Origin of the sequence: Desulfovibrio sp. OH1186_COT-070, assembly GCF_003860215.1 — a bacterium.
GTDB lineage: Bacteria > Desulfobacterota > Desulfovibrionia > Desulfovibrionales > Desulfovibrionaceae > Desulfovibrio.
This window is the reverse complement of the sequence record NZ_RQYH01000011.1, coordinates 69593-93636: the sequence shown is the minus strand read 5'-3', so window position 1 is coordinate 93636 and position 24044 is coordinate 69593. Positions and strand designations below refer to the sequence as shown.

23 protein-coding genes and 1 tRNA gene are annotated in these 24044 nt (G+C 61.6%); 7 read left to right on the top strand and 17 right to left on the bottom strand.

The genetic code is table 11. The annotated features are described in order from the left end of the window. The first annotated feature begins 9 nt into the window (after window positions 1-9). The 7 genes from EII23_RS05850 (at window position 10) to EII23_RS05820 (ending at window position 8708) form a co-directional block, all read left to right on the top strand. Window positions 10-207 carry a hypothetical protein gene (locus EII23_RS05850; RefSeq protein WP_124792451.1) on the top strand — a complete coding sequence of 66 codons (198 nt, stop codon included), beginning with the start codon at window positions 10-12 and terminating at the stop codon, window positions 205-207. Beyond that, on the top strand, window positions 204-617 hold the full coding sequence (queD, locus tag EII23_RS05845) for a 6-carboxytetrahydropterin synthase QueD (RefSeq protein ID WP_124792450.1): 414 nt from the start codon (window positions 204-206) through the stop codon (window positions 615-617). Before EII23_RS05850 ends, queD begins: the two co-directional genes overlap by 4 nt. Window positions 618-641: 24 nt before the next feature. Then, window positions 642-1499 (top strand): WcbI family polysaccharide biosynthesis putative acetyltransferase, encoded by an 858-nt coding sequence (locus tag EII23_RS05840; protein ID WP_124792449.1) that lies wholly within the window; start codon window positions 642-644, stop codon window positions 1497-1499. Window positions 1500-1692: 193 nt separating this feature from the next. Beyond that, entirely contained in the window at window positions 1693-3804 is a 2112-nt protein-coding gene (locus tag EII23_RS05835) for an HD domain-containing phosphohydrolase (protein ID WP_124792448.1), read from the top strand. Continuing rightward, on the top strand, window positions 3801-6176 hold the full coding sequence (locus EII23_RS05830; RefSeq protein WP_124792447.1) for a CHASE2 domain-containing protein: 2376 nt from the start codon (window positions 3801-3803) through the stop codon (window positions 6174-6176). Before EII23_RS05835 ends, EII23_RS05830 begins: the two co-directional genes overlap by 4 nt. 141 nt (window positions 6177-6317) lie before the next feature. Beyond that, on the top strand, window positions 6318-7346 hold the full coding sequence (locus EII23_RS05825; protein ID WP_185702314.1) for a FecR domain-containing protein: 1029 nt from the start codon (window positions 6318-6320) through the stop codon (window positions 7344-7346). A 6-nt stretch (window positions 7347-7352) separates the two neighbouring features. Beyond that, a complete protein-coding gene (locus tag EII23_RS05820; RefSeq protein ID WP_124792445.1) occupies window positions 7353-8708 on the top strand; it encodes a M48 family metallopeptidase in 1356 nt (451 codons plus the stop codon). A 155-nt stretch (window positions 8709-8863) separates the two neighbouring features. Here EII23_RS05820 and EII23_RS05815 read toward each other — a convergent pair whose 3' ends face one another. The 17 genes from EII23_RS05815 to EII23_RS05735 form a co-directional block, all read right to left on the bottom strand. Further along, window positions 8864-9295, bottom strand: a complete 432-nt coding sequence (locus EII23_RS05815) for an ACT domain-containing protein (RefSeq protein WP_124792444.1) — start codon at window positions 9293-9295, stop codon at window positions 8864-8866. A gap of 27 nt (window positions 9296-9322) precedes the next feature. Next, window positions 9323-9553: a twin-arginine translocase TatA/TatE family subunit gene (locus EII23_RS05810; RefSeq protein WP_124792443.1), complete on the bottom strand. Its 231-nt coding sequence runs from the start codon at window positions 9551-9553 to the stop codon at window positions 9323-9325. 157 nt (window positions 9554-9710) lie between these two features. Then, window positions 9711-11006, bottom strand: coding sequence for a transcription termination factor Rho (rho, locus tag EII23_RS05805; RefSeq protein WP_124792442.1), 1296 nt, complete (start codon window positions 11004-11006; stop codon window positions 9711-9713). Between the two features lie 244 nt (window positions 11007-11250). Beyond that, a complete protein-coding gene (locus EII23_RS05800) occupies window positions 11251-11763 on the bottom strand; it encodes a CarD family transcriptional regulator (RefSeq protein ID WP_124792441.1) in 513 nt (170 codons plus the stop codon). Window positions 11764-11932: 169 nt separating this feature from the next. Beyond that, entirely contained in the window at window positions 11933-12526 is a 594-nt protein-coding gene (gene pth, locus EII23_RS05795; RefSeq protein WP_124792466.1) for an aminoacyl-tRNA hydrolase, read from the bottom strand. Further along, the gene (locus EII23_RS05790; protein ID WP_260424616.1) at window positions 12516-13457 is read right to left on the bottom strand and encodes a carboxylesterase; all 942 of its coding nucleotides are present in this window, start codon (window positions 13455-13457) and stop codon (window positions 12516-12518) included. The genes pth and EII23_RS05790 overlap by 11 nt, the downstream gene beginning before the upstream one ends. A gap of 3 nt (window positions 13458-13460) precedes the next feature. Beyond that, window positions 13461-14054 carry a 50S ribosomal protein L25/general stress protein Ctc gene (locus EII23_RS05785; protein WP_124792440.1) on the bottom strand — a complete coding sequence of 198 codons (594 nt, stop codon included), beginning with the start codon at window positions 14052-14054 and terminating at the stop codon, window positions 13461-13463. Window positions 14055-14162: 108 nt separating this feature from the next. Continuing rightward, window positions 14163-15110, bottom strand: a complete 948-nt coding sequence (locus EII23_RS05780; RefSeq protein ID WP_124792464.1) for a ribose-phosphate pyrophosphokinase — start codon at window positions 15108-15110, stop codon at window positions 14163-14165. 135 nt (window positions 15111-15245) lie between these two features. Continuing rightward, a tRNA-Gln gene (locus EII23_RS05775) sits at window positions 15246-15320 on the bottom strand. 5 nt (window positions 15321-15325) lie between these two features. Further along, a complete protein-coding gene (gene ispE, locus EII23_RS05770; protein ID WP_124792439.1) occupies window positions 15326-16174 on the bottom strand; it encodes a 4-(cytidine 5'-diphospho)-2-C-methyl-D-erythritol kinase in 849 nt (282 codons plus the stop codon). A 28-nt stretch (window positions 16175-16202) separates the two neighbouring features. Further along, the gene (hslV, locus tag EII23_RS05765) at window positions 16203-16766 is read right to left on the bottom strand and encodes an ATP-dependent protease subunit HslV (protein WP_124792438.1); all 564 of its coding nucleotides are present in this window, start codon (window positions 16764-16766) and stop codon (window positions 16203-16205) included. Further along, the gene (locus tag EII23_RS05760) at window positions 16763-18169 is read right to left on the bottom strand and encodes a M48 family metallopeptidase (protein WP_124792437.1); all 1407 of its coding nucleotides are present in this window, start codon (window positions 18167-18169) and stop codon (window positions 16763-16765) included. Before EII23_RS05760 ends, hslV begins: the two co-directional genes overlap by 4 nt. A 48-nt stretch (window positions 18170-18217) precedes the next feature. Further along, complete coding sequence (cysS, locus tag EII23_RS05755) at window positions 18218-19669, bottom strand: cysteine--tRNA ligase (protein ID WP_124792436.1); 1452 nt, start codon at window positions 19667-19669, stop codon at window positions 18218-18220. An 8-nt stretch (window positions 19670-19677) separates the two neighbouring features. Then, the gene (gene rpiB / locus EII23_RS05750; protein ID WP_124792435.1) at window positions 19678-20112 is read right to left on the bottom strand and encodes a ribose 5-phosphate isomerase B; all 435 of its coding nucleotides are present in this window, start codon (window positions 20110-20112) and stop codon (window positions 19678-19680) included. Between the two features lie 23 nt (window positions 20113-20135). Beyond that, window positions 20136-20912, bottom strand: a complete 777-nt coding sequence (locus tag EII23_RS05745; protein ID WP_124792434.1) for a hypothetical protein — start codon at window positions 20910-20912, stop codon at window positions 20136-20138. A 23-nt stretch (window positions 20913-20935) separates the two neighbouring features. Beyond that, window positions 20936-22753 (bottom strand): tetratricopeptide repeat protein, encoded by a 1818-nt coding sequence (locus tag EII23_RS05740; RefSeq protein ID WP_124792433.1) that lies wholly within the window; start codon window positions 22751-22753, stop codon window positions 20936-20938. 1 nt (window position 22754) lies between these two features. Beyond that, on the bottom strand, window positions 22755-23930 hold the full coding sequence (locus EII23_RS05735) for an RNA polymerase sigma factor RpoD/SigA (RefSeq protein ID WP_124792432.1): 1176 nt from the start codon (window positions 23928-23930) through the stop codon (window positions 22755-22757). Between the last annotated feature and the right edge of the window lie 114 nt (window positions 23931-24044).

Here is a 24044-nt window from a genome sequence, read left to right as displayed (position 1 = left end):
GGAAGCTCCATGTCCGCGCAGCCCGAAGATATCCGCAAGCCGCCTTCTTCCCCTCCGCAGGATCCCCTCATGGCCGACCTTGATGCGGACGATGAAGAAGATCAGGCCGAGGGCGGAGCGCTGGCCTGGAGCAGAAACGTGCGCATTGTGCTGGCTGTGGCCGTGGTCATTGTTTCGGGATTCATCATTGCCTGGATCATGTCATGAGCGGCGCTTTCTGGCTGCTTACGGTGCGTGACGAGTTTTCCGCCGGGCATGCCCTGCGCAACTATGCGGGCAAGTGCGAGCGCATGCACGGGCACAATTTCTCCGTGGAAGTTTGCGTGCAGGGCGCGCAACTCGCGCCGGATACGGAACTGCTGCTGGACTTCAAGGTGCTCAAGACCTGCCTGAAAGAAGTGCTGAAAGCTCTGGACCACCGCCTGCTCAACGAAACCCCGCCCTTTGACCGCCTGAATCCCTCGTCGGAAAATCTGGCGCGGCATATCTGGCGGGGCATGGCCGCGCAACTGGCCGGGCATGCTGATCCCCAGGCCCGCATGGTCAGCCTGCACAGTGTCACCGTGGCCGAAAAAGGCGCGCAGAGCGCCATGTACAGGGAAGTCGGGGAGCGGTAGCGCCCGGCGTGGGTGGTCGGCGTCATGGCCCGTGCTCTCTGCCTTCTGCATGCCAACTGTCAGGGCGATGCCCTGCGCCCTTTGCTGGAAAACAGTCCGGCCTTTGCGCGGCGCTTTCATATCCGTCAGTACGTCAACTACACGCGTCAGGGCATTGACCCGGCGGATATCGGGCAGTGCGCGCTTTTTCTGTACCAGAAGCTTGCTCCCAAGTGGGGGGACATTTCCAGCGGGGAATTGCTGCAACGCCTGCCCGCTTCATGCCAAACGCTGGAGATCCCCAATCTCTTTTTCAAGGGATACTGGCCGTTCTGGATGCGGAGCGAAAGCATCAACTTTGCGGACAGCCTGCTGGAAAACCTGCTGGAGCGGGGGCTTGCGCCGGAGCAGGTCATGGCTCTCTATCTTCGGGGGGATCCGGCGCTTCTGGGCAGCCCGGCGGATCTGGCCGCCTGCGCCGAAGACTCCCTGGCACGGGAGGAGGAAAAGGAAGCCGCAAGCCCCGTTCGCTGTGCGCCGTTGCTGCGCCGTTTCTGGCAGGAGGAACAGCTTTTCATCACGGTCAACCATCCGGGCCGGAAGCTCGTTTGCCATGTGGCCGACAGTGTTTTGCGGCTGCTGGGACTGGGAGGCCTGCCGGACAGTGTGCGCGCCGCCTACCGCCACCCGCTGGAAGATTTCTGGCTGCCCATCCACCCGGCTGTGGGCAAGGCCCTGAACCTGCCTTTTGCTGCGGCCCGGCGGCGCTATCCCATCTATCAAGTGCATCTGACCCACCGGCAGTATGTGAGCTGCTATCTTGCCTGCCGGGGGCACAATGTGCCCGACCTGCTGACCTTTCTGCAAAATCTCTCGCCCCGCTCTCTGGAAGCGCGGATCTGAAGTTGCGCAATCGCCGGTTTGGGGGCTTGGTGCCTTTGGTGCGGATTCCGCCATTCGTCCGCGCGGGGTTCGGAATGCCGGGGCCGCGTTGCCGGACAGCCGCAAGGCTTTGCCGACGGCATTGAAAGAATCTTTTTTTCCCGCTATCCTGCTTTAATTCCCGTCATACGGCGGAACGGCTCTGGGGGGGTATATGGAAATTGTGCTCAGGGGAGTGCGCGGCAGCACTCCGGTACCGTCGCCAGCCATGTCTTTTTACGGCGGCAACACCTCCTGCGTCGAGGTCTGTACCGATGACGGGAGTCTGCTTTTCTTCGATGCCGGTACCGGCCTGCGCGAGGGGGGGGACGGTTTGCCCCCGAGCGGAGTCTGCCATCTTTTCATCAGCCATGCCCATACGGATCATATTCAGGGGCTGGGTTTTTTCGCCCCCCTGCATTCTCCGCTCTGGACGACCCATATCTACCTCCCCGCCTGGATAGAGGGCGTTTTGGACACATATTTTTCCCACGGCATGTTTCCCATCCCGTTCAGGGCTTTTCAGGGGCATATCGTGCGGACTGGCCTTGAGCCGGGGCAGATGGTGCGCCTGGGCAGGCAGGGAGATGTTGTGGTGGAGGCTCTGGCCGCCAACCATCCGGGAGACTCTCTGGCCTACAGGCTGCGGGCCGACGGCGCGGTGTTTCTGTACAGCGGAGACCACGAAATTACGGAAGACAAGGCCGTGCGCCAGACCACGGCAGACATGCTGTACGGCGCGGATCTGGCCGTGGTGGACGCCATGTACTCCCGTTCCGACTACCGGCCGGGGTGGGGACATTCCTGCTGGGAAGACTGGCGGGATATCGCGCGCGAGGCGGGCGCTGGCGATATCATTTTTTCGCACCATGCTCCGGACAGGACAGACTGCGAGCTTGATCGCCTGCAAAAGACCGGCCTTGCCGAAAGCCGCAAGGCGGGGCAGAATTTTTCTTTCGCGCGCGAGGGCTTGCGTATCAGCCTGCCCCGCGCCGCCAAACCTTCCGCTTTTTCCCGCGAGTCTGTGCCGTCCAGCACATGGCTGGACAATTTTCTGGACGGCCTTGCGCTCTATCAGGACGAAAATACTCTGCTGGACCGCATTCTGCTCAAGGCGCGGGAGATCGCGCGGGCCGATGCGGGCACCATTTTTCTGGCCGAGGGGCAGGAACTGCTTTTCGCCTATACCCACAACGACAGTCTGTTTTCCGTGGATACTGCGTCCAAGTACGCCTATTCCTCCTCCCGTCTGCCCATTGACGACCGCTCCATCGCGGGTTTTGTGGCGCTCACCGGCCAGACGCTCAATCTGCCTGACGTGCGTTCCCTGCCGCCCGGAGTGCCGTACTCCTTCCGGGAGGACTATGACAAGGCCACCGGCTATCACACCCGGTCCATGCTTGTGATTCCCTTTTATGACCGCGCAGGGCGGATTACCGGCGTTCTGCAACTGATCAACAGCCTTGATGCCCGTAGCGGCCTGCCCCGCGCCTTTACCCACGATATGGAGCGGCATGTACGCGTACTGGCCCGCGAGATTGCCAATATTCTGGAGCGCAGCTCTCTGGTGCGCTCCGGCATTTACAGGCTTATCCGGCTGGCGGCGGTGCACGACCCTACAGAAACAGGGCCGCATGCCGAACGTGTGGGAGCCATTGCGGCGGAGATTTTTCAACTCCGTGCCAACAAACTGGGCCTTGACCCGGACGAAACCCGCCACGTCAAGAGCCTGCTGCGCATGGCGGCCATGCTCCACGATATCGGCAAGGTGGGGGTGAGCGACCTTTTGCTGAAGAAAAAAGGCAAGCTCAGCGATGAGGAATTTGCCGTCATGCGGGAGCACACGCGGCTCGGCGCGGAAATTCTGGAATCTGATCCCCTGCTTCCGGGGGCAAGGTGCGCGGACGGCGGGTATATGGCCTACGCGCGCGACATTGCCCTGCACCACCACCAGAAATGGAACGGGCAGGGGTATGCGGGGGCTGGCCCCCAGGGCAGGCTGGCCGGGGAGGATATTCCTCTCTCTGCCCGCATTACGGCAATTGCCGATGTTTTTGACGCTCTGGTTTCTCCGCGTTCGTACAAGGAGCCGTGGACCCATGCCGCAGCTCTGGAGGTGTTGCGTCGGGATGCGGGCAGCCATTTTGATCCCTTTCTGGTACAGTGCATGGCAGAAATGATGGATGTGGTGGAGCGCATTTACGAACGTTTTCCCGATACGCCGCAGTCCTGTGGCGGGGCCATTGCGCCTGCCGGGGAAAATGCTTCAGGCGCTGGAGAGAAATGAAGCCCCCCCACTCCGGTTTTGTCCGGGCGGCGGCAAAGGCTGTGGAAGCCGGGCAGCGGCTGGCGCGTCATCCCCGGGCTTTCGCCTTTCTGGCGGGGCTTGCCTGCACGTTGGGTGTTCTTGCGCTGTATGTGGTTCAGCCTGCCCTGCTGCAGCGCCTTGACCTGAAGACCTATGATCTCCTCCTGCCCCTGCGAAAGGAGGAGCGGCGTTCCGATGCCCTGGTCATCATTGATATTGACGAGGCTTCTCTGGCCCGGTACGGCCAGTGGCCCTGGCCCCGCCACCTGTTGGCCGCCCTTCTGGACAGGCTGACAGAAAGCGGCGTTGCGGCCGTGGCCTTTGATATCATGTTTGCCGAGCCGGACAGAACTTCGCCCGCGCGTATCAGGGAGAATCTGGAGCGCGGCCTCGCCTTCCCGCAGGCAGAATCCGGCGGGGGCGCAACGCGGGAACTGTCTGCCCTGCTTGCCTCCCTGCCGGATCATGACGCGCTTTTTGCCGCAGCCCTCGGCAGGTCTCCAGCGGTTCTGGGCGCGTATGCCTACTATACGCGCGGCGGGCTTCTGGCAACGTTTCCGTCTGGCGATGGGCGGCGCGTTTCAGGGCAAGGCGCCGAGATCACGGGGCAAGGGGTCGACATTGCAGGGCACGCCCCTGGCGCCACGGCACAGGGGGCAGTGCAGAAACCGCGTGCTCCCGGGCTGATCGCGCGCGGCAGCAGGGGTGCGCCGCCCCCCGAACAGGCGCTGACAGATGCGCCCGATGCTGTTCTGCCCCTGCCGCAGTTTGTGGACAAGGCACCTGTGGGCTTTGTCAACGTGTCGCCCGATGCTGACGGAACGGTGCGCCGGTTGCCGCTGCTGGTACGCTTTGGCGACAGCATATATCCGTCTTTGGCGGCAGCGGCGCTGATGCGCGCCCAGGACGTGGACAGCCTGCGCCTTGACTCCGGCCCGGACGGGCTGGAACGCCTGACCATCGGCGAACTTTCCGTTCCTGTGTCCCCGCAGGGTTTCATGCATGTCGTGTTTCAGGGCGGCAGGGGAACCTGCCCCTATGTGAGCGCAGCCCGTGTTCTGGAAGGGCATATTACCGGGGAGGCGTTGGAGGGCCGCATCGCTTTTGTGGGCACCTCGGCCCCCGGCCTGCTGGATATCCGGGCCACACCCTACGACCGGATCATGCCCGGCGTGGAGGTGCATGCCCAAGCCATCGAGGCCATCCTGCACGGCAATTTTGTGCGTCACCCCCCTTGGATGCCCGGTGCACACGCTCTGGTCATTCTGCTGGTGGGCATGGCGTCCACAGCGGCCTTCGGCTTTTCCCGCGCCCGCGTCTATGCGCCCCTCTCGCTTGTTCTGGCGGCTCTGGCCGTGGGTACTTCGGCAGCTCTTTTTCTGCACGGGTTGTTTTTTTCTCCGTTGTATGCCCTGCTCTGCATGCTGCTGTGCGGGGGAGCGCTCCTGAGTGTGCGCTTCTGGCAGGAGGAAAGGCAGAAGAGTGTTTTGCGGCAGGCTTTTTCGCGGTATGTGTCGCCCGAGGTGGTTCGGCGCATTACCGAGCACCAGGGAGATCTGCTGGCCGGGGAAGAGCGGGAACTTTCCATCCTGTTTACTGACCTGCGCGGCTTTACGTCTCTTTCCGAGTCTTTGCCTCCGCAGCATGTTGTCCGCCTGCTGAACGAATATTTCAGCCCCATGACCGCCATTGTGCGTGAGCGGCAGGGAACGTTGGACAAATTTATCGGTGATGCACTCATGGCCTTCTGGAACGCGCCTCTGGACGTTCCGGGGCATCCGGCGCTGGCTGTGGACGCAGCCCTGTCCATGCAGGAAAAACTGGTCAACCTCAACGCGCGCATGGAGGAGCATTTCGGCGTCCGCCTGCATATGGGCGCGGGCATACATACCGGCCCTGCCTATGTGGGCAACATGGGGTCTGACGATCTTGTCAACTATACGCTCATTGGCGACAGCGTGAACCTTGCCGCGCGTCTGGAGAGCCTGTGCAAGAGGTACGGTGCTCCGGCGCTGGTCAGCGGCGATACCGCGCTGCGTTGCGGCCAGGACTTTGTTTTTGTGTTGCTGGACGAACTGCGGGTCAAGGGCAAGGCACTGCCTGTGCGCGTGTTTTGGCCTCTGCGCTCTGAAAATCAGGGACCGTGGGGCATAGCGGCGGAGGAATGGGAGGTCGCACGCGGCCGGTACGCGCAGGGGGATTTTGCGCAGGCGGCCTCGGTCTTTGCGGATCTGGCCCGGCGGCATCCCGGATTGGAAACGCTTTTTGGCCTGTACCACGAGCGATGCCGGAGTCTGTGTGCCCGCCCGCCGGGAAACTGGAACGGTATCTGGATCATGGACGAAAAATAGAGCGCGCCCCTTTGCACAAGGAGAGCAGGCGTGCTTTTCTTGAAAAACAGCGAAAAATTGCCTATTATGGCAGCATGGGCGTTTTTCCTGTTTCCTGAATTTTTTTCGGGTGCGGCGCGCCGTGTGACAAGGGGGTCTTGTATGACAAAAATATGTGTGACCGTCATGGGCCTTTTGTTCTGGGCCTCTTTCGGCTGGTGCGGCGAAGTGGGGCAGGTCATCGCCTGGAAGGCCGGGGTGCAGGCCGAGCGGGGCGGGCAAAGTGTGCCGCTGGCTCTCAAAAGCCCGGTCATGGAGGGGGATGTTCTGTCCACCGACGCCACGGGCAGGGCACAGATCCTCTTGGAGGACGACAGCACGGTATCCCTTGGTTCCGGTACGCGCCTGCAACTGGAAGGCGTTGTTGCAAAAAGCAGCAAGCCGCGCCTTGCCGTGCGCATGGGGCAGGGGCTGGCCCGCTTCATCACCGGAAAAATCGTGGAGAAAAACCCCGATGGCTTCAGCGTGGTCACGCCCGAAGCCACGGTGGGCATCCGCGGCACCATTTTCACTGTCCGGGTGAGCGAAGGGCAGACCACTGTTTATGTGGCCAACACCACCAGACAGGTTCACGTCAACGGCGTCCTTGTGCCCACGGGTTTCAAGATTACCGTTCCCCACGGCAGGCTTGTGCCCCTCCTGCCGGAGGACATGGCAGCCATTGACGGAGAGATTGCCGCCCGCGATCCCGCGCGGGATTCCGCCGCGCCCGTGGCCGCCGCGCCCGGCGGGACAATTCTGACAGGAAGCAGCCTGCCTGTGCAGTCCAGTCCGCCTGTGGCCGCCCTTGCGCCGCAACCGCTGTCAGCGGAGGCTTTTGTGTCCGGCACGCTGGTTCGCCCTGTTGGGTTCAATCACGACGGCTCTTTTCAGTTCAATGTCAATCTTGGCTCCGGCCGTATCACAAACGGCGTCATGCTTCTTGACACGTATCATTTGAGCGGCGGCAGCGGGCAGATTTCCGGCGGCGCCTTGTCGGCGGGGGGATTTGCCGATAGCACACATCAGGGAACCATGAACGGCACGGCGGCAGTATCTTCCGGGCGCTTGGCCATCAGCGGTTCGTATGAAATAGTTGGGGGGGTGCCCCCCCTCCACCTGACCGGCACGTTTTCAGGGCAGCAGCAGTAGGGAGTCATGGAAATGCAAAAAGTGTGCGGCATGTTGCGTGCCCTTGCCTTGACTGTGCTGTGTCTGATGGCTGTTGACGTCGGGCTGGCTGCGGCTGCGCCGGAAACAGCGGGATCCGCCGACAGGCAGCGGGCTGCCGCCCTGCTGGAGCAGGGAAAATATGACGCGGCCTATGAGGCCTTCATGCGCCTCTTGCGGGAAAATCCCGATGATGATGCCGTGCATCTGTATCTGGGACGCAGCGCCATGCGCGCGGGCCGTTACAATCAGGCGGTCATGGCCTATGAGCGCCTTCTGGAGAAATATCCTGCCGAAAGCTCCCTCTACGGGGAGCTGGCCCATGCCTACATGGCCCTTGGCGACCGCGGGAGCGCACAACGCGCGCTGGCCGCAGCCGGTACCCTGAAGGACGCCTCCGGTCAGAAAGCAGGAGAAAACCTGCTGGACTCTCTGGAAAAACGCTACAGCCACTGGCAGGCCCACGGCCGGGTACGCACAGGCATTCTTTACGATTCCAATGCCAACTTGGGCCCCGCCTCATCATCCATGGACCTGGGCATCTGGCGTGTGGAGGTTCCCGACGCAAAGGCCGAATCCACTCTGGGCGCGTATCTGGGGGCCAATGCGGATTTGGCCTGGAAGGCCGAACGGGATACGCCCTGGTGGCTGGTGGGGGATGTGTGGGCGCAGGCGCGCGGCAACAGCAACTCTGCGCTGGAAGACAGCCACAGCCGCACCTCCCTTTGGGGGCGGGCCGCAGTAGGGTTGCGCCACCTGACCTCCACAACGCTTTTTGACCTGCGCTTCAAGAGCGAAGTTTTCGATTATGAGTGGTATCAGAACATCACGGCCGTGGGGCCGGAGGCTGCGTGGATATGGGCTGTCACACCACAATGGCAGCTCATTTCGCGCGGCTCGCTCAATGCCCGCATGTATTCCCGCGCCGACGAGCGCAATGGGGCGTATTGGTCCGTGGGGCAGCATGTGCGGCGTTTTTTTGGGCAGGAAAACCACGAAATTGTGCTGGGCGTAAGCCATGTGGGGGCCGAAACGCCGCGCCACCGCGACTACGGCTATCATGGATGGGAGTTCGCGGCACGGGCACTGTTCAAGCTGCCCGTCGGCTTTGAACTGGCGCCCTTTGCTGCATATGAGTACGACTGGTATCACGGCCCCGGCACGGCTCTGGAAACAGATGCCCGCAACGATCACAAGTGGCGTCTGGGTGCGGCCCTGACATGGAACATCACCGAGGCTTGGGCTGTGGAGGCCATGTACCAGTATACGTGCAATGCGTCCAACAGCGCCATCTACACCTATGATCAGTCCTTGGTGAGCTTGGGAGTGGCTTGGAGTTTCTGAAAAGAACTCTTCTCTTGTTGCTCCCTGCATGAAGAATCTGCGCGGGCAACGCGACGCCATGCTGACAGTTTTGCGGCGCAAGGCCGCATCCTTGCGAAACATGTTGCCGCAAGGATGCGGCCTTGCGCCGCAAAAACATACTCCCTTTGAGGGGATCAGCGGGCGCAGAGCCGCTCGGCGGGAATGACCACGAAGTTGTGGGCCGTGAGAATTTCGATGGCGTGATCCACCTTGTCAAAGCGGAAGATCATCACCGCGCTTTCGGCCTCGCGCTGCACAAAGGCATACATGTATTCCACATTGATGCCGTGCTCCGACACCAGTTGCAGAACAGAGTCCAAGCCGCCCGGAGTGTCCGGCACTTCCACTGCGACCACGCTGGTGCGGCCCAAGGTGAAGCCTTTTTCCTTGAGGGCGTTTTTGGCTTTTTCATGATCGCAGACGATCATGCGCAGGATGCCGAAATCGGATGTGTCCGCCAGGGAGAGCGCCCGGATATTGACTCCGGCCTGGGCCAGTGTGCGGGTGACTTCGGCAAGGCGTCCGGCCTTGTTTTCCAGAAAAACGGACAGCTGTTCTGTTTTCATGGCGCGTCCTCCGTGCGCTCGCCGGGATTATGGCCTTTTGTCGGCGGAAACTCCGTCCCGCGCCGCAGCATCATCGGCAGGGGAGGCTTTTCTGTCTTTGGGGGTGATGTCGATTTCGTCAGGTTCCGAGGAGGCGCGGCGGAAGTTGCGTATGGCCCGTCCCAGCCCGCCGCCGATTTCCGGGAGCTTGTTGGCACCGAAAACCAGCAGGCCGATCACCAGAATAAGCAGAATTTCTTGCATGCCGAGGCCGAACATGGGGACGTCTCCGTTATGTGTTGGGCGAAACGGAAAAAAGCACTGTCCGCAAAGGGGCAGCGGGGCTGCGCGCCGCATCGCTGGCCTTTCGCGCAGGATACGCGTGACAGGGGGGAAAGGTCAAGAAAGCATCAGGCGCACACCCCTTGCCGCGCGCCTATTTCCCCATGGCATTCATGAAGTCCCTGTTGGACTTGGTGGGCCGCATCTTGTCCAGTAAAAACTCCATGCTGTCGATGGACGACATGGGAGCCAGGATTTTGCGCAGAATCCAGACGCGGTTGAGCACGTCTTCGGGCAGGAGCAGGTCTTCCTTGCGGGTTCCCGTGCGGTTGATGTCAATGGCCGGGAATACGCGCTTTTCGGCAAGGTGGCGATCCAGGTAGATTTCCATGTTGCCGGTTCCCTTGAACTCTTCAAAGATGACCTCATCCATGCGGGAGCCGGTATCAATGAGGGCCGTTGCAATGATGGTCAGGCTGCCGCCTTCCTCGATATTGCGGGCAGCGCCGAAAAAGCGTTTGGGGCGCTGCAGGGCGTTGGCGTCAAGCCCGCCGGAGAGTACCCTCCCCGATGACGGGGTGACCGCATTGTAGGCGCGGCCCAGGCGGGTGATGGAATCCAGCAGAATGACCACATCCCGTTTGCGCTCCACCAGGCGTTTGGCCTTTTCCAGCACCATTTCGCACACCTGAACATGGCGCTGGGGCGGTTCGTCGAAAGTGGAGCTGACCACTTCGGCCTTTTTGACCGTGCGCTCCATGTCGGTCACTTCCTCGGGGCGCTCGTCAATGAGCAGGACGATGAGGTAGACATCGGGGTTGTTGGCATTGATGGCATTGGCCAGGGACTGGAGCAGAACGGTCTTGCCCGTGCGCGGCGGGGCCACGATGAGCCCGCGCTGCCCACAGCCGACAGGCGCCATCAGATCCACAACGCGGTTGGCGAGATTTTTCTCGCCGTTTTCCATGACAAGCTGCTGGTCGGGATAAATGGGCGTGAGATTGTCGAACAGAACGAGATTTTTTGCGTTTTCCGGCGGCTCCAGGCCTATTTCCGTGACCTTGAGCAGGGCAAAGTAGCGTTCGCATTCCTTGGGCGGGCGTATCTGGCCCGAAACAATATCCCCCTTGCGCAGGGAAAAACGGCGAATTTGCGAAGGCGAAACATAAATGTCGTCCGGGCCGGGCATGTAGCTGGACAGGGGCGAGCGCAGAAAACCGAATCCGTCGGGCAGAATTTCCAGCACACCGTCGCCGTAGATAGCGCCGTTTTGCAGAGAGCAGGCCGAAAGCAGGGCGAAAATCAATTCCTGCTTGCGCATGGAACTGGCATTTTCGATTTCATACTGCTCGGCCAGTTCCATCAGGTTTTGCATGCTGCGGGTTTTCAGGTCGGTGAGGTTCAGGGTGCTGTCGCTCAACAGGGGGGGAGATGCTTTCTTCTTGCGCATAATCATCCGGTTTTTTTGTACGACACGAAACAACAGGGTGCGGTGACACCCGACGGAAAACGTATGTGGCAGGGGACAATAAGCAATAAGGGGATATGCGGTTTGCGATTAGCCTATCTTTTCCCGCATGGCAAGAAAAAAATACGGGAGCGGCCAAAATGCTTTCCGGATCTTTTGCGGCCTGTGACGGGGGCTTTGCACTCCGGAGGCGGCAAGGCAAAAAATATCCGGAGGAGCGGCAGGTCTACAGGGCTTCTTCGGGAGCGGGCGGAGGGGCATAGCGCTCGAGCAGGTCGCTGCGCAACTGGTCTTCATCGCGCTGCAAAACCACGGCAAGCTCTCCGGTTACAAGGCTCATGGCCTGTTCCTGCAAGCGCCGTTCGCCAAAGGAAAGTTCTTTCTGGCGGCCAATGAGCAGAAGTTCGCGCAATACCCCGGCCACCACGCCCAGTTCCGGATCCTTGAGGCGTTCGGAATATTCGCGAAAACGGCGGTTCCAGTTCTGCCCGGTGTGTACGGTTTTTTCGGTATCGCCGTGCAGAGAGTCCAGAATTTCCTGCGCGCGGGGCGCAGGCACAGGAGGCCGCAGGCCCACATGGTCGGCGTTGGACACCGGCACCATGAGGGTCACATTGTTGGCCCGGATGCGCACAATGTAGAATCGGCATTCCGCATCGCCGATATTCCGGCTTTCGATGCGTTCTATCTCGCCCACGCCCTGGGCCGGATATACCACGAGATTGTTGGGAGAAAACATGTCTTCACCAAGCCCGCGAAGGGCAGCCTGCGCGAAACCGGACAGCTTGCGTTGCCTGAGGATGCAAAAGGTGCTGAAGCCAACTCTTTGGGAAGAATAGCCCAAAGGCGGGGCGGCGTCCAGTTGAAAAAGTTTTCCGTGGCCGGGGAATATTTTTTTGCAAAGCGGGTTATGCGTTCTTTGCGGCGCGCACGGCTTCTTCCCGTCCATGGGTCGCAAAGCTTGCCAGAACGTTCAGGGCTGGCGGCAGCGCGGCGGACAGTTTTGCCGCGTCTTCGGCATCGGGGCGGCCCAGCACCCAGTTGACAACATCTCCCTTGTGGGGGGGACGGCCGATACCCATGCGCAGGCGGCAGAAATCCGGTGTGCCCAACTGCCGGGTGATGGAGGCAAGGCCGTTGTGCCCGGCATTGCCCCCGCCGCATTTGAAGCGCAGTTCTCCAACGGGGATATCCAGTTCGTCGTGGGCAACCACCAGCCGGGATGGGCTGATTTTGTGCCAGGCCAGCAGGGGCTGTACGCACATGCCGCTCTGATTCATGAATGTCTGGGGTTTGGCGGCCAGCCAGAGGCCGGGCAACAGGGGCAGGCGCACCCGCCACAGCAGACAGGAAAATTTTGCGCCGTTGAGTTCGTCGGCACGGCCTTCTGTCGCGGCCAGGCGGAGCAGGGCATCAACCAGGGCAAACCCACAGTTGTGGCGGGTATGTTCATAGCGCGGCCCCGGATTGCCCAGGCCCACAAGCAGACCGTCATAGTCCATCATCTGCTCCGCTGTCGAAGAGTCTTACAGGCAGCCCCAGGCCTGCGCAAAAAGCTGCCGCGTGGCGGGCGACAAAGCGGCACAAGGGTGGGTTCATGGTGGCAAGATGGCCTCCGCCGGGCAGCCAGACAAGCTTTTTCTCCGGCGCCTGTACATGCGAAAAAAGGTTTTCCGTCAGGTGCGGGGTGAACAGCGCATCATCACGAGCGCTGAACAGGCACAAGGGGCAGCGCAGAGCATGGCTGACGCGCGCGGAAAACAGGCTGTCCAGAAAAATGAGGGGATAGGTCAGCCTGACGCGCGCGCGGCTGGTGACGCAACGCCGCGCTCCGGCCACGATCCTGCGGGTGGAAAGATAGCTCTGCAGGGGCAGGGGCAGGCGCGGCAGGTGGCGGGCAACGCTGCGCATAATTGCCTGAATTTTTTGCCTGTGCGCTGCCAGCGGCGCAAAGCGGGTCAGGGTCACGGCTGCATCCGTCTGGGGCAGTACGGCGCTGATCGGCAGGGCTGCGGCAAGGCTTGGGGACGTTGCCGCATGGGCCAGAGCCAGAATGCCGCCCTGGCTGTGTCCGCAAACAGCGACAGGGCCAAGGCCCGCATCCGCAAGCCACTTCTCCGCTTCCAGGCCATCGCGCAACAAATCGTCAAAGGTAAAGCCCACGCTGTGCCTGTTGACCCCGTGCCCGGTAAGGTGCAGCCCCGCCACGGCGAATCCCGACTGGTGGAGAGCCTGGAGCAGGGGGCGGTACTGCAGGGGCGAAAGCATGGTTCCGGGGTAGAAGAGCAGGCTTCCGGCCCCGGTATTGTCCCACACTTCCAGTGTGGCCCTGCCCAGAGGCACCATGCGGGACGGGGCAGGACGCGGCAAGGCCGGTTCCGTGCGAAACCGGCCTTGCCGCGTCCCTTGCAGGGCGTCCGGACTGTGAGCCATGCTCTACTCGGCTCCGGCGGCCTCGTCTTCCTTGGTTTTGGCAATGACGCTGACCAGGGCAAAATTCTGGTCAAATACGGCGCGGACATTGGGGGGCAGAGCAAGATCCGCCACGCTGATGGTGTCGTTGATGCCCATGTCGCTGATGTCCAGCGTGACTTTTTTGGGCATGTCCATGGGCTTGCTGCTCAGGCGCACCGATTCGCGGTAGGTTTCAAGCGCGCCGCCCAGCTTGACGCCGCGCGAAACACCCACAAATTCCAGAGGCACTTCCACGGTCACGGGCTTGTCCAGATCCACGCCGTAAAAATCGATATGCGTGAAGGCTTTTTTGTAGGGGTGCTGCTGCACCTGCCAGATGAGTACGGGATACACCGTTTTTTTGCCCTGATCGTCAATTTCCAGGTTGAACACGGTGGTGTGCCCCATTTCGCCGTACATCTTTTCCAGAGGCAGGCTGGGAGCCTGAACGGAAATATTTTTTCCGTCAGGGGTGTAAAACACGCCGGGAATCAGCTTTTGCGCGCGCAGACGGCCGCTGGCGCCCTTGCCGCTGCCTTCGCGTTTTTGCACGCTCAATGTTTTTTCAATGCTCATGGCGTCACTCCTTGCTTGCCGCCGACAGGCGGAAAAATTCTTTCTGGCCGGGCGCAGGTCTCTGCGTGATGGCTCCCGGCCTCCAAATGTTCCGCTCCCGGAGCGGTGCTACACAAACAACACGCTGACCGAAGATCCCGTATGGATGTTGTGGATGGTTTTTCCCAGCAGGGCCGCCACGGAAACCACCGTGATCTTGGAGCAGCTTTCGAGCTTTTCGCCCAGGGGGATGGTGTCCGTGACAAAGACCTGCGAGAGCGCCTCGGTCGCGTTGATACGCTCAATGGCCGGCCCGGAGAGCACGGCATGGGTGGCGCAGGCCACAATTTTGGTGGCGCCGTTTTTGAGCAGAACTTCCGCTCCGGTGCAGAGTGTGCCCGCAGTGTCGATCATGTCGTCCACCACAACGGCCAGACGCCCCTGCACATCGCCAATGACATGCATGGCCTGTGCCTGGTTGGGCTTGTCCCTGCGCTTGTCCACAATGGCCAGGGGAGCGTCAAGGCGCTTGGCGAACGCCCGCGCGCGCTCCACGCCACCGGCATCGGGGGAAACGATGACAAGGTTTTCCTTGTCCAGTTGGCGCAGGGCCTCCAGCATGACCGGAACAGCGAAAAGATTGTCTACCGGGCAGTCGAAATATCCCTGAATCTGCCCGGCATGCAGGTCAACGGTGACCACGCGCTCGGCCCCGGCCACGCTGATGAAATCCGCCACCATCTTGGCGCTGATGGGTGCGCGGGGCGAAACCTTGCGGTCTTGGCGGGCATAGCCGTAATAGGGAATCACAGCGGTAATCCTGCCCGCGCTGGCTCTTTTCAGGGCGTCCAGCATGAGGCAGAGTTGCACCAGATTGCGGTTGATGTTGGGCGGACAGGTGGGCTGCACCACAAACACATCATCACCGCGCACATTGTCGCCGATCTCGATACGCAGTTCACCATCGCTGAATCTGGTCGCCAGCGTGGGCGTGAGCTGACACCCGAGGTGGTCGCAGATGGCTTTGGCCAGATCCGGATTGGAAGACCCGGTGACGATCTTCAGATCGCTGTACATGTGTGGTCCTGTTGCGGCCAGCAGCCAACGCGTGCCCGGACGGTGCAGGCCTGTGCCGCCGGGCCGTTTCACAACAAAGGCGTTTTCATCCTGCGTACCGCACCGGCGGGACAATCCCGCACCCGGCGGATGCTGTGGCTGGGATGGAAGGGGTCGAACCTTCGTATGACGGAGCCAAAACCCGTTGCCTTACCACTTGGCTACATCCCAGTGCGTCACAACACATGCGTGAAAACACGCCAATTCTCCCCGCGCAGATGCCGTGCAGCATCCTGCGCCGCGTTCTCTGCGGCAAAAAGCCCCACCATGCTTGAGCCACTGCCGCTCATGCCCGCAGCTTCCGCTCCGAAGCGCAGCAGATCCGCCTTGATAGCCGCAAGCTGTGGGTGACACGCCAAAACAACGGCCTCAAGGTCGTTGTGCATGTCCGGCAGGGGGCGCCCCCCGGAGAGAAAAACTCCATTAGCCCCGCCCCCGGCAATTGTCAAGCTGTTTTGTCCTGCGCAGGCCGCATCGTAGGCGGCAAAGGCCCAGGGCGTGCTGACATGAATCATGGGGCAGACCAGCACCAGATGCCAGCCGGTCAGCATTCTGCCGACAGGCTCCAATATCTCCCCGATGCCGCGCACGCGGCAGGGAGATGACTGGAGAAAAAAAGGCGTGTCCGCCCCCACCCTTGCGGCTATGGCCGACAGGTCTTGCCCTGCCAGCGGGCGCTCTGCGCGGGCGTTGAGCCAGAGCAGCAGGGCAGCCGCATCGCTGCTGCCGCCGCCAAGGCCCGCCCCGTGCGGGATGCCCTTGTGCAGGGTCAATTCCAGGGAGGGGGCATGCCCCGCTGCGCGGGCAAAAAGCGCGTATGCCCTGGTGAGGGTATTGTCCGCAGGAAAGTCCGGCTGCGCGCAGAAAAACTTCAGGCCGCCGCTGTGCAGCGGCCTGATTTCCAGGCAATCGTGGGGATGGGGCAGGGGCCAGAACAGGGAGTCCAACTCATGGTATCCATCGGGACGCACGCCGGTGATACGCAACCCCAGATTCACCTTGCAGCCCGCGTTGAGGATCTCCATGCAGCCTTTCTTCAATTCCGCAGAGTTTTTAGTTGTCCGCGTTGTCGCCCGCTGGCGGCAGGGTTTCCAGAGTCAGCCTGTCGTTGGTGTACACGCAGATTTCTGCGGCAATGCGCATGGCCTCACAGGCAATACTTTCCGCATCAAGGGTACTGTGGCGCGCGAGTGCCCTGGCCGCAGCCAGGGCGTAAGGGCCGCCGCTGCCGATGGCCGCCACGCCGTCGTCAGGCTCGATGACATCGCCCGTGCCGGAGAGAACAAGCGTGTGTTCCTCATCAGCCAGCAGCAGCATGGCTTCCAGCTTGCGCAGATACTTGTCCCTGCGCCATTCCCGTGTCATTTCCACTGCGGCGCGGCGCATGTCGCCCCGGACTTCCTTGAGTTTGTCTTCAAAAATTTCAAACAGGGTAAAGGCATCGGCCGTGGCGCCGGCGAACCCCGCCAGAATTTTTCCCTGGTGCAAGCGGCGCACCTTGCGGGCCGCCTGCTTCATGATCATGGTCTGCCCCAGAGTGACCTGGCCGTCTCCGGCCAGAGCCACAAGGCCGTTCTTGCGTACCGCCAGTATGGTTGTGGCATGTGTCTCTGTCATTTTTGGTCCCACATTTCCTTGCGCTCCTTGTAGGCAGCCTCCAGGCGTTGAAAAGCCCTTTTGTCGGAGGATTTTTCCGCCTGTCCCTTGGCTTCCCTGAAGTAGCGTTCGGCCAGTTTCTTGTTGTTGGCATACAGGGCGGCGTAAGCCAGATGGATGAAGGCGTTGGCTTTGTCGCCCGCCCTGCCCAGGGACTTGCCGTAGGCCTCGTGCACTTCCGCATCCTCCGGCACGGCACGCAGCACGTCTTGATAGTGGCTTTTGGCCTGGGCCTGTCTGCCGGTTTCGTCCAGCATGCGGGCGTAGAAAAACGAGGCCATGTAGTCGCGCGGGTCAAGGCGCATGGCCTGACGCAACAGGCCCTCGGCCCGGCTCATATCGCCTTTGCGGTAGTGAAAAATGCCTGCTTCGCGCAATACCAGCGGGTCGCTGGGGGCCAGTTCCAGAGCGCGGTCAAAGGCCGCACCCGCATCGGGGATGCGGTTGAGCCGCGCCAGCACGATGCCCCGTCCCAGAGCCGAGAGGCTGTCCTTGCCCGCAAAGCGGTGCAGGGCTGCCTGCCCGTCGCCGTAGCGCGCCCAGAGCAGAGTGTTGACGCGCGCGAAGCGCGTGTTGTCCGTAGCGCGGTTGCGAACGGCAGCAGGCATGGTCTGGATGCGGGCCTGGATGCCGTTGATGCGGTCTCCGATGGCCGGATGGGTGGAAAGATAGGTGGGAATGCTGGTTCCGCTCATGCGGCTTTTTTGCCGCAGAAGCTGGAAGCCCCGCACCATGCCTGCCGGGGGATAGCCTGCGGCCACAAGATATTGCAGGCCGATGTGGTCTGCCTCGTTTTCGTCCATGCGGTTGTAATTGAGCATGGCCGACTGCCCCGCGCCCATGGCCCCGACGGCCAGGGTTCCCCCGCCCGAACCGCCCAGGGCCACGCCCGCCACCGCCAGCAGCAGGGAGCCGAGAGACACAAGCTGCGCCCGCTCCAGACGGGCGGCTACATGGCGCTGGGTAACATGGGCCAGTTCGTGCGCCAGCACCCCCGCCAGTTCTTCCTCGCTTTCCATATGCATGACCAGCCCTGTGAACACATAAACATATCCGCCGGGCAGGGCAAAGGCATTCATGGAATTGTGCAGAAAAACCGCCGCCTTGAAGGTGAAGGGCTGCGGCGGGAGGTTTTTGGTCAGGCGCTCCAGAATCCGGCCCACATACTGGCTGACTTCCGGATCGTCCACAACACCCATGTTGGCGCGGATCATGGCGTCAAATTTGCGCCCCATCTCCTTTTCGTCCTTGATGGACACTCCGCCGAAAAAGAAGGCCGGAGCCGTTGCGGGGATGGCCTGCGGCACGACAAAGGCCAGCAGAACAAGAATCCGCAGCCAGGGGCGCTGAAAGAGAGAGGGCATAGCACGATCCTCATGCCGTGGTGCGGCCGGTCCTTGGGGGCGCGGGCGCTAGTCCGTATCCCAGGTCTGCCCGTCGGGAGTGTCCCTGACGCTGACGCCCATTTCCTGCAATTCCTGGCGCAGGGCGTCGGAAAGGGCAAAATCCTTTGCTGCGCGGGCCTGCCCGCGTTTGTGCAGCAACTCCTCCACCCGTTGCACATCAAGGTTTTTGCGTTTGGCCCGGACGGCGCGCAGCTCCTGCAAAAAGATTTCCGGCTCCTGACCAAAAAGCCCCAGGCGGGCATGCCATTGGCGGGCGCGAGCCACAAATTGCTCCAGCAGCAGGCGGGCTTCTTCGCCGGATTTCAGATTTTTGTCTTCCAGCAGGCGGTTCACCAGGCGGACATGGGAGAAAATCTGGCCCAGAGCCTGCGCCGTGTTCAGGTCATCGTTCAGGGCGGCATCAAAGGCCTGGGGCAATTCTTCCCATTCCTTGCGTATTTCCTGCGGAAGCTCTTTCTTTTTCCATGTGGTGCGGTTCAGGACTCTGCGCGCCTCCAGCAGGGAGGAATAGACGCGGTGCTGGGCTTTTTCTGCCTCGCTCATGCTGTCGGCGGTAAAATCAATGGGGCTGCGGTAGTGCTTGCCCAGCAGGAAAAAACGCAGGCTTTCCGGCAGATAATTTTCCAGAATGGCGCGGATGGTCGTGAAATTGCCCAGGGATTTGGACATTTTTTCCGTGTTCACCTGTACAAAACCGTTGTGCACCCAGTATTTGGCGAGGGAACAGCCGCACACAGCCTCGGACTGGGCAATTTCATTTTCGTGGTGTGGAAAAACCAGATCCTGACCGCCGCCGTGGATGTCCAGAGGCAGGCAGGCTTCGCTCATGGCCGAGCATTCGATGTGCCAGCCGGGCCGCCCCTTGCCCCAGGGAGCATCCCAGAAAGGCTCGCTGGCTTTGGCCGCTTTCCAGAGGGCAAAGTCCAGAGGGTCTTCCTTTTCCTCTCCGGGCGCGACCCGCGCTCCGGAGCGCAGTTCGTCCAGGCTGCGGCCTGAAAGTTTGCCATAGGGAGCGTAAGCGCGCACCCGAAAATACACATCCCCCGAGGGCGTGGCGTAGGCCATGCCGGCATCCATCAGCCGGGCACACAAAGACAGGATTTCGGGGATATGCTCCGTGGCGCGCGGCTCCTGATCCGCCCGCAAAACCCCGAGGCGATCCATATCTTCGTGAAAGGCGTCCATGTAGGTTTGGGCCACTTCACGCCAGTCCCGCCCCTCTTCGCGCGCACGGTTGATAATCTTGTCGTCCACATCGGTGAAGTTGCGGACAAAAAGCACCTCCAGGCCCAGATGCCGCAACTGGCGTACCAATATGTCGAAAACCAGGGCTGAGCGGGCGTGCCCGATATGGCAGTAATCGTAGGCCGTGATGCCGCAGACGTACATGTGCGCCCTGCCCGGACGCACGGGGACAAATTCTTCTTTTTTCCGTCCCAGCGTATTGTAGATAAGCATGATGATCCTTATGTGCGCTGCTGTATCATGTCCAGACGCCGCTGATGCCGCCCCCCCTCGAAGCGGGTTTCCAGAAATGCGTCCACAATGGCTCCGGCCAGTTCCGTGCCGGTCATGCGTGCGCCGAGGCAGAGCACATTGGCGTTGTTATGGCGGCGGGCCAGCCGGGCGTGCAGTTCTGTGAAGCAGAGGGCCGCGCGAATTTCTGCGTGCCTGTTGGCCGTGATGGAAACCCCGATGCCCGTGCCGCAGATGAGAATGCCTGTACAGCCGGTGTGCTTTACGGCCTCGCAGAGCTTGTGGGCCAGCACGGGGTAGTCGCAGCTTTCTGTGGAGTGCGTGCCGTGGTCGACAACGTCAAAACCCCTGGATTCCAGATGGGCCAGAAGAGTTTTTTTCATTTCAAAACCGGCGTGATCCGATGCCAGAAGAACGGTACGCATGGCGGCTCCTGCAGTAAAGATGGCTAGCGTTGCTTGAATTTGGCCAAGGGCAGAAGAGGCGTGCCCTGGGGAAGAGGCAGGGCCATCTGTTCCTTGGCAAAGGGAACTGCGGGAACTTCCCTCTGCTTGACCAGCAGGACGGCCTTCTTGCCGTTGCTGTGGCTCAGGGTAAGGCGGGACGGCAGGGTGGGCGCATCGTCCGCATAGGCAATTTCCATGCGCCAGCCTGTGCCGTTGGCCTGTTCCTGCCAGCCCACGGGAAGGCCTGCGGCATTGAGCGTCAGGCGGCCGCCGGGTTTGCCGTCCAGATCGTAGTGGGCTTTGTTCTCCGCCGCAGCTTGGGCGTGGGTATGGCTGCGCCCGAAGGCCGCAGGGTAGCGCCCGTTGAGCAGATCCGCCAGGCGACTCAGGGTAAAGGGCACGGGCACGCCCAACTGCAACAGGGGCGTTGTCGCACCCTGGTAGAAATAGGCGGTATTTTCTCCGGGGCTGTATGCCAGAAAATGCTGGCCGTCTTCGAGAACCTTGGCCATGACCGCGCCAACACCCGCCATCACGTCCAGACGCAGTCCCCGCTCGCCGTTGCCCCAGAAAAGGGCTGTCACCCGGCGGGTATCGCCTTCCGTGCCGAAACGCAGGCTCATGTGCAGGCGGTAGGGAGCCTGGGGCCGGTCTTGGGCGGCAAAGTGCTTCCAGCGTTGCTCCAGGGCTGCCTGGTCATCAGGGCCGCCCTCTGTGACGGGCTGCCGGGCGCAGGCGCACAACAGGGCCAAACAGCAGAACAGGAGAATTTTTTTCATGGGGCTTTCCTTCGCAGACAGCGTCATCGGGATGGGGGGCCGGAGCGCGGAGCGGACTCAAGCTCCGAAAGGCGCTGGCGCAGCCTTTCCGCGTTGGCAGGCGCAAGTTCCAGAGCCTTTTGATAGGCACGGCGCGCTTCGTCCACAAGCCCCCGCCGCACGGCAATTTCGCCGTAGTGTTCCCAGATGGTGGGATCAGGGCTGCCCCCCAGTCCGACAGCGCGGCGGATTTCGCGCAGGGCATCATCGTCTCTGCCCAGCCGGAAGTAGGCCCAGGCCAGAGAGTCCACAATATAGGCCTGGTTGGGCGCGAGGCTGTCGGCCTTGAGCAGGAGCTCCAGAGCCTTGTCCAGATCGCGGTTTTCTTCGGCCAGGGTATAGCCCACATAGTTGAGAGCCTGATGGTTGTCCGGCTTGAGAACAAGAAGGCGCTCCATTACGGCGAAGGCGGCCTTCTTGTCGCCGGTTTCGTCCAGCAGGGAACCCAGCAGAAAAGCGGTTTCCGTGCTGTCCGGCCAGCGTTCGGCAGCCTTGCGGGCTACGTCGAGAGCCTGGGGCATCTGCTTGAGGCTGGCCAGAATGCGTATCTCTGCCTCGGCCAGTTCCGGCGTGGCGTTCTGGCGGGCGCTGGCCTGCCTGAGGTGATCCAGAGATTCGGTCATTTTTCCGGCATCAGCAAGAAGGTGAGCGCGCAGCAGCGCCCCGCGGGGGGCCGCTTTGCCCGCTTCGGGGATTTTATTCAGCCATGCGAGGGCCTGGGAGAGGTCGCGCTTCTGCTCATAGGCCAGTTCGGCCAGCAGAAGGTAGACCTCATCGGGCGCATCGCTGCGGGACTCCACTTCTTTGAGCATGGACTCCGCCTGCAGATAGTGGCGCGACTCCATGAGCATGCTGGTGGCAGCCAGCAGAAAGGGGGTGGTGTTCGGCCCTTGGCGCACAAGCCTGAGAGCGTGTTCGGGCTGGTTCATGCGCAGGGCGATATGCGCCAGCCGCAGCAGAATGTCCGGCGGGGAAAAGTCGAGCTTGAGCAGTTTTTCGTAGACGGCCTTGGCGGCCTTGAGGTTTCCTGTCTGCTCATGAAGAAAGGCCAGTTCGGCCAGGGCTTCCGTAAAGTCCGGCAAAGCCTTGACGGCCCGTTGCAGATGCGCGATGGCCTCTTTTTTGCGGTCCATGCCGATGAGGGCGCGGGCGTGGTAATAGTCCGCCAGGGGAGTGCGTTGCTTGCCGCTGACGGAATTGAGCAGGTTTTCCGCCTCGTCAAACTGCCGGATTTTGACCAGCAGGAGGGCCAGTTCTATGCGGGCATCCGTCTCGTCGGGATGCCTGGCAAGGAAATCCCGCATGCGCTGCACTCCGCGCTGGGCCTGCCCCTGGTCGGCCAGTGCCTCCGCGCAGAGCAGGTTGAGCGACAGGTCGTCGGGCCAGACAGAAAGCGCCTGTTCCAGCACAAGAACGGCATGGGGCGATTTGCGGCTCACCAGCCAGACACAGCCTTCCAGCCAGATGTTGGCGGGCAGGCGGGTCTGCACCAGCAGCGGAGCTGCGGCGGCCATGGCGCTGTCGTCCTCGGCCTGAAGGGCTTGGGTGAAAACCAGAAAGGCATAGGTGCCCAGAGCTTCGGGGCTGAGGGTATCCTCCTGGGGGAGGACGGCGATTCCGCGCAGATCTTCGGCATGCTCGCCGCGTCCGGATGCAGGGTCTTCCGCCGCGACGGGAGGAGGCGTTCCGGGAGCGGCGGGCACGTGCCGGGAGTCGGCGCAGCCGCCGCAGCCCAGCAGGGAAAAACTGGCGGCGAGCGTCAGAGTCAGGGCGCAGTACAGCGCAATGCAGGTATGCTTCATTTCAGGACTGTATCCATTCGTCTGAAAAATCCTTGATGTCGCCGGAGAGGTGGCGGCGGATCTTTTCCAGCAGCCGCGCCTCAAGCTGGCGGACACGCTCTCTGGTGACGTTATACCGTTCGCCGATCTCGCGCAAGGTGGCCGGTTCGTCTGTCAGCAGCCGGTGACGCAGGATATAGAGCTCCTTGTCGTTGAGCCGGGGCATGAGGGTTTTCAGGCCGGAGCGCACAAGCTCGGCCATTTCTCCCGATGCCAGATGCTCCTCGATGCCCGGCCCCAGGGCGGGCAGAAAGTCCATGCGGGTGGCGCCGCCGCTTTCCTCACCCACCTGCATGTTGAGCGAAAGGTCGGCAGAGGCGAGGCGCTGGTCCATTTCGTGAACCTGCTCCTCGCTCACCCCCAGGCGTTCGGCCAGCATGGCGGCATCGGGATCAAAGCCCTGCATGACCAGCTTCTGGCGCTCTCTGTTCAGGTTGTAGAAAAGCTTGCGCTGCATCTGGGTGGTGCCGATTTTGACCATGCGCCAGTTGTCCATGATGAACTTGAGAATATAGGCCTTGATCCAGAACGAGGCGTAGTAGGAGAACTTGATGCCCTTGTCGGGATCAAACTTGTTGACCGCGCGCATGAGGCCCACGTTGCCCTCCTGCACCAGATCAAGCACGTTCTGCATCCAGCGACGCTGAAAATCCATGGCGATGCGCACCACCAGCCGCAGATGGGAGGATACCAGGCGAAAGGCCGCATCGGCGTCGTTATGATCCCGTACGCGCACGGCCAGTTCGTGTTCTTCTTCGGGCTTGAGCAGGGGGAAGCGGTTTACCTCGCGCAGGTAGAGGTGCAGGCCATCGCGGACGCCCACAGCGGGCAGGTGGGTTCCCGCCGGAGCGGGAAAGTCTTCGCTGCGGTTGTCTTCAAGAGCCAGGGGGCCGTCCTGCCCGGCGGAGAGAGCCTCTTCCTCTCCGTCCAGACCAACATCGATGACGTCGTCGCCGTCATCAATGTCAACGGGCGTATCGGCGGCATCTTCCTCCGCCGTGACCCCGCGCAACTTTTCTTCGTCTTCGTGTTCCCTGACGTGGAGAATTTCCACCCGACGGGAATTTTTTTTGTCCGTTGCGCCGTCCGCTCCGGCCTGACGGTGTTTTTTCGCCTCGTTGGCGCTCTGTTTTTTCATGATATCCACAGGGGCGAACCTGCCGCTTGCCGGGCGTGCGGGCGGCGGGAGTCCGGGTTTGTTTTTTTTGTTTTTTTTCAGTAGTACTGGGCCTTCCCCGCAAGGCTTCCGCCT

Bases quoted from the DNA above. Each gene is read 5' to 3' on its own strand.
- EII23_RS05850 (WP_124792451.1), top strand. From the start codon at position 10: ATGTCCGCGCAGCCCGAAGATATCCGCAAGCCGCCTTCTTCCCCTCCG.
- queD (WP_124792450.1), top strand. From the start codon at position 204: ATGAGCGGCGCTTTCTGGCTGCTTACGGTGCGTGACGAGTTTTCCGCC.
- EII23_RS05840 (WP_124792449.1), top strand. From the start codon at position 642: ATGGCCCGTGCTCTCTGCCTTCTGCATGCCAACTGTCAGGGCGATGCC.
- EII23_RS05835 (WP_124792448.1), top strand. From the start codon at position 1,693: ATGGAAATTGTGCTCAGGGGAGTGCGCGGCAGCACTCCGGTACCGTCG.
- EII23_RS05830 (WP_124792447.1), top strand. From the start codon at position 3,801: ATGAAGCCCCCCCACTCCGGTTTTGTCCGGGCGGCGGCAAAGGCTGTG.
- EII23_RS05825 (WP_185702314.1), top strand. From the start codon at position 6,318: ATGACAAAAATATGTGTGACCGTCATGGGCCTTTTGTTCTGGGCCTCT.
- EII23_RS05820 (WP_124792445.1), top strand. From the start codon at position 7,353: ATGGAAATGCAAAAAGTGTGCGGCATGTTGCGTGCCCTTGCCTTGACT.
- EII23_RS05815 (WP_124792444.1), bottom strand. From the start codon at position 9,295: ATGAAAACAGAACAGCTGTCCGTTTTTCTGGAAAACAAGGCCGGACGC.
- EII23_RS05810 (WP_124792443.1), bottom strand. From the start codon at position 9,553: ATGTTCGGCCTCGGCATGCAAGAAATTCTGCTTATTCTGGTGATCGGC.
- rho (WP_124792442.1), bottom strand. From the start codon at position 11,006: ATGCGCAAGAAGAAAGCATCTCCCCCCCTGTTGAGCGACAGCACCCTG.
- EII23_RS05800 (WP_124792441.1), bottom strand. From the start codon at position 11,763: ATGTTTTCTCCCAACAATCTCGTGGTATATCCGGCCCAGGGCGTGGGC.
- pth (WP_124792466.1), bottom strand. From the start codon at position 12,526: ATGGACTATGACGGTCTGCTTGTGGGCCTGGGCAATCCGGGGCCGCGC.
- EII23_RS05790 (WP_260424616.1), bottom strand. From the start codon at position 13,457: ATGGCTCACAGTCCGGACGCCCTGCAAGGGACGCGGCAAGGCCGGTTT.
- EII23_RS05785 (WP_124792440.1), bottom strand. From the start codon at position 14,054: ATGAGCATTGAAAAAACATTGAGCGTGCAAAAACGCGAAGGCAGCGGC.
- EII23_RS05780 (WP_124792464.1), bottom strand. From the start codon at position 15,110: ATGTACAGCGATCTGAAGATCGTCACCGGGTCTTCCAATCCGGATCTG.
- ispE (WP_124792439.1), bottom strand. From the start codon at position 16,174: ATGGAGATCCTCAACGCGGGCTGCAAGGTGAATCTGGGGTTGCGTATC.
- hslV (WP_124792438.1), bottom strand. From the start codon at position 16,766: ATGACAGAGACACATGCCACAACCATACTGGCGGTACGCAAGAACGGC.
- EII23_RS05760 (WP_124792437.1), bottom strand. From the start codon at position 18,169: ATGCCCTCTCTCTTTCAGCGCCCCTGGCTGCGGATTCTTGTTCTGCTG.
- cysS (WP_124792436.1), bottom strand. From the start codon at position 19,669: ATGCTTATCTACAATACGCTGGGACGGAAAAAAGAAGAATTTGTCCCC.
- rpiB (WP_124792435.1), bottom strand. From the start codon at position 20,112: ATGCGTACCGTTCTTCTGGCATCGGATCACGCCGGTTTTGAAATGAAA.
- EII23_RS05745 (WP_124792434.1), bottom strand. From the start codon at position 20,912: ATGAAAAAAATTCTCCTGTTCTGCTGTTTGGCCCTGTTGTGCGCCTGC.
- EII23_RS05740 (WP_124792433.1), bottom strand. From the start codon at position 22,753: ATGAAGCATACCTGCATTGCGCTGTACTGCGCCCTGACTCTGACGCTC.
- EII23_RS05735 (WP_124792432.1), bottom strand. From the start codon at position 23,930: ATGAAAAAACAGAGCGCCAACGAGGCGAAAAAACACCGTCAGGCCGGA.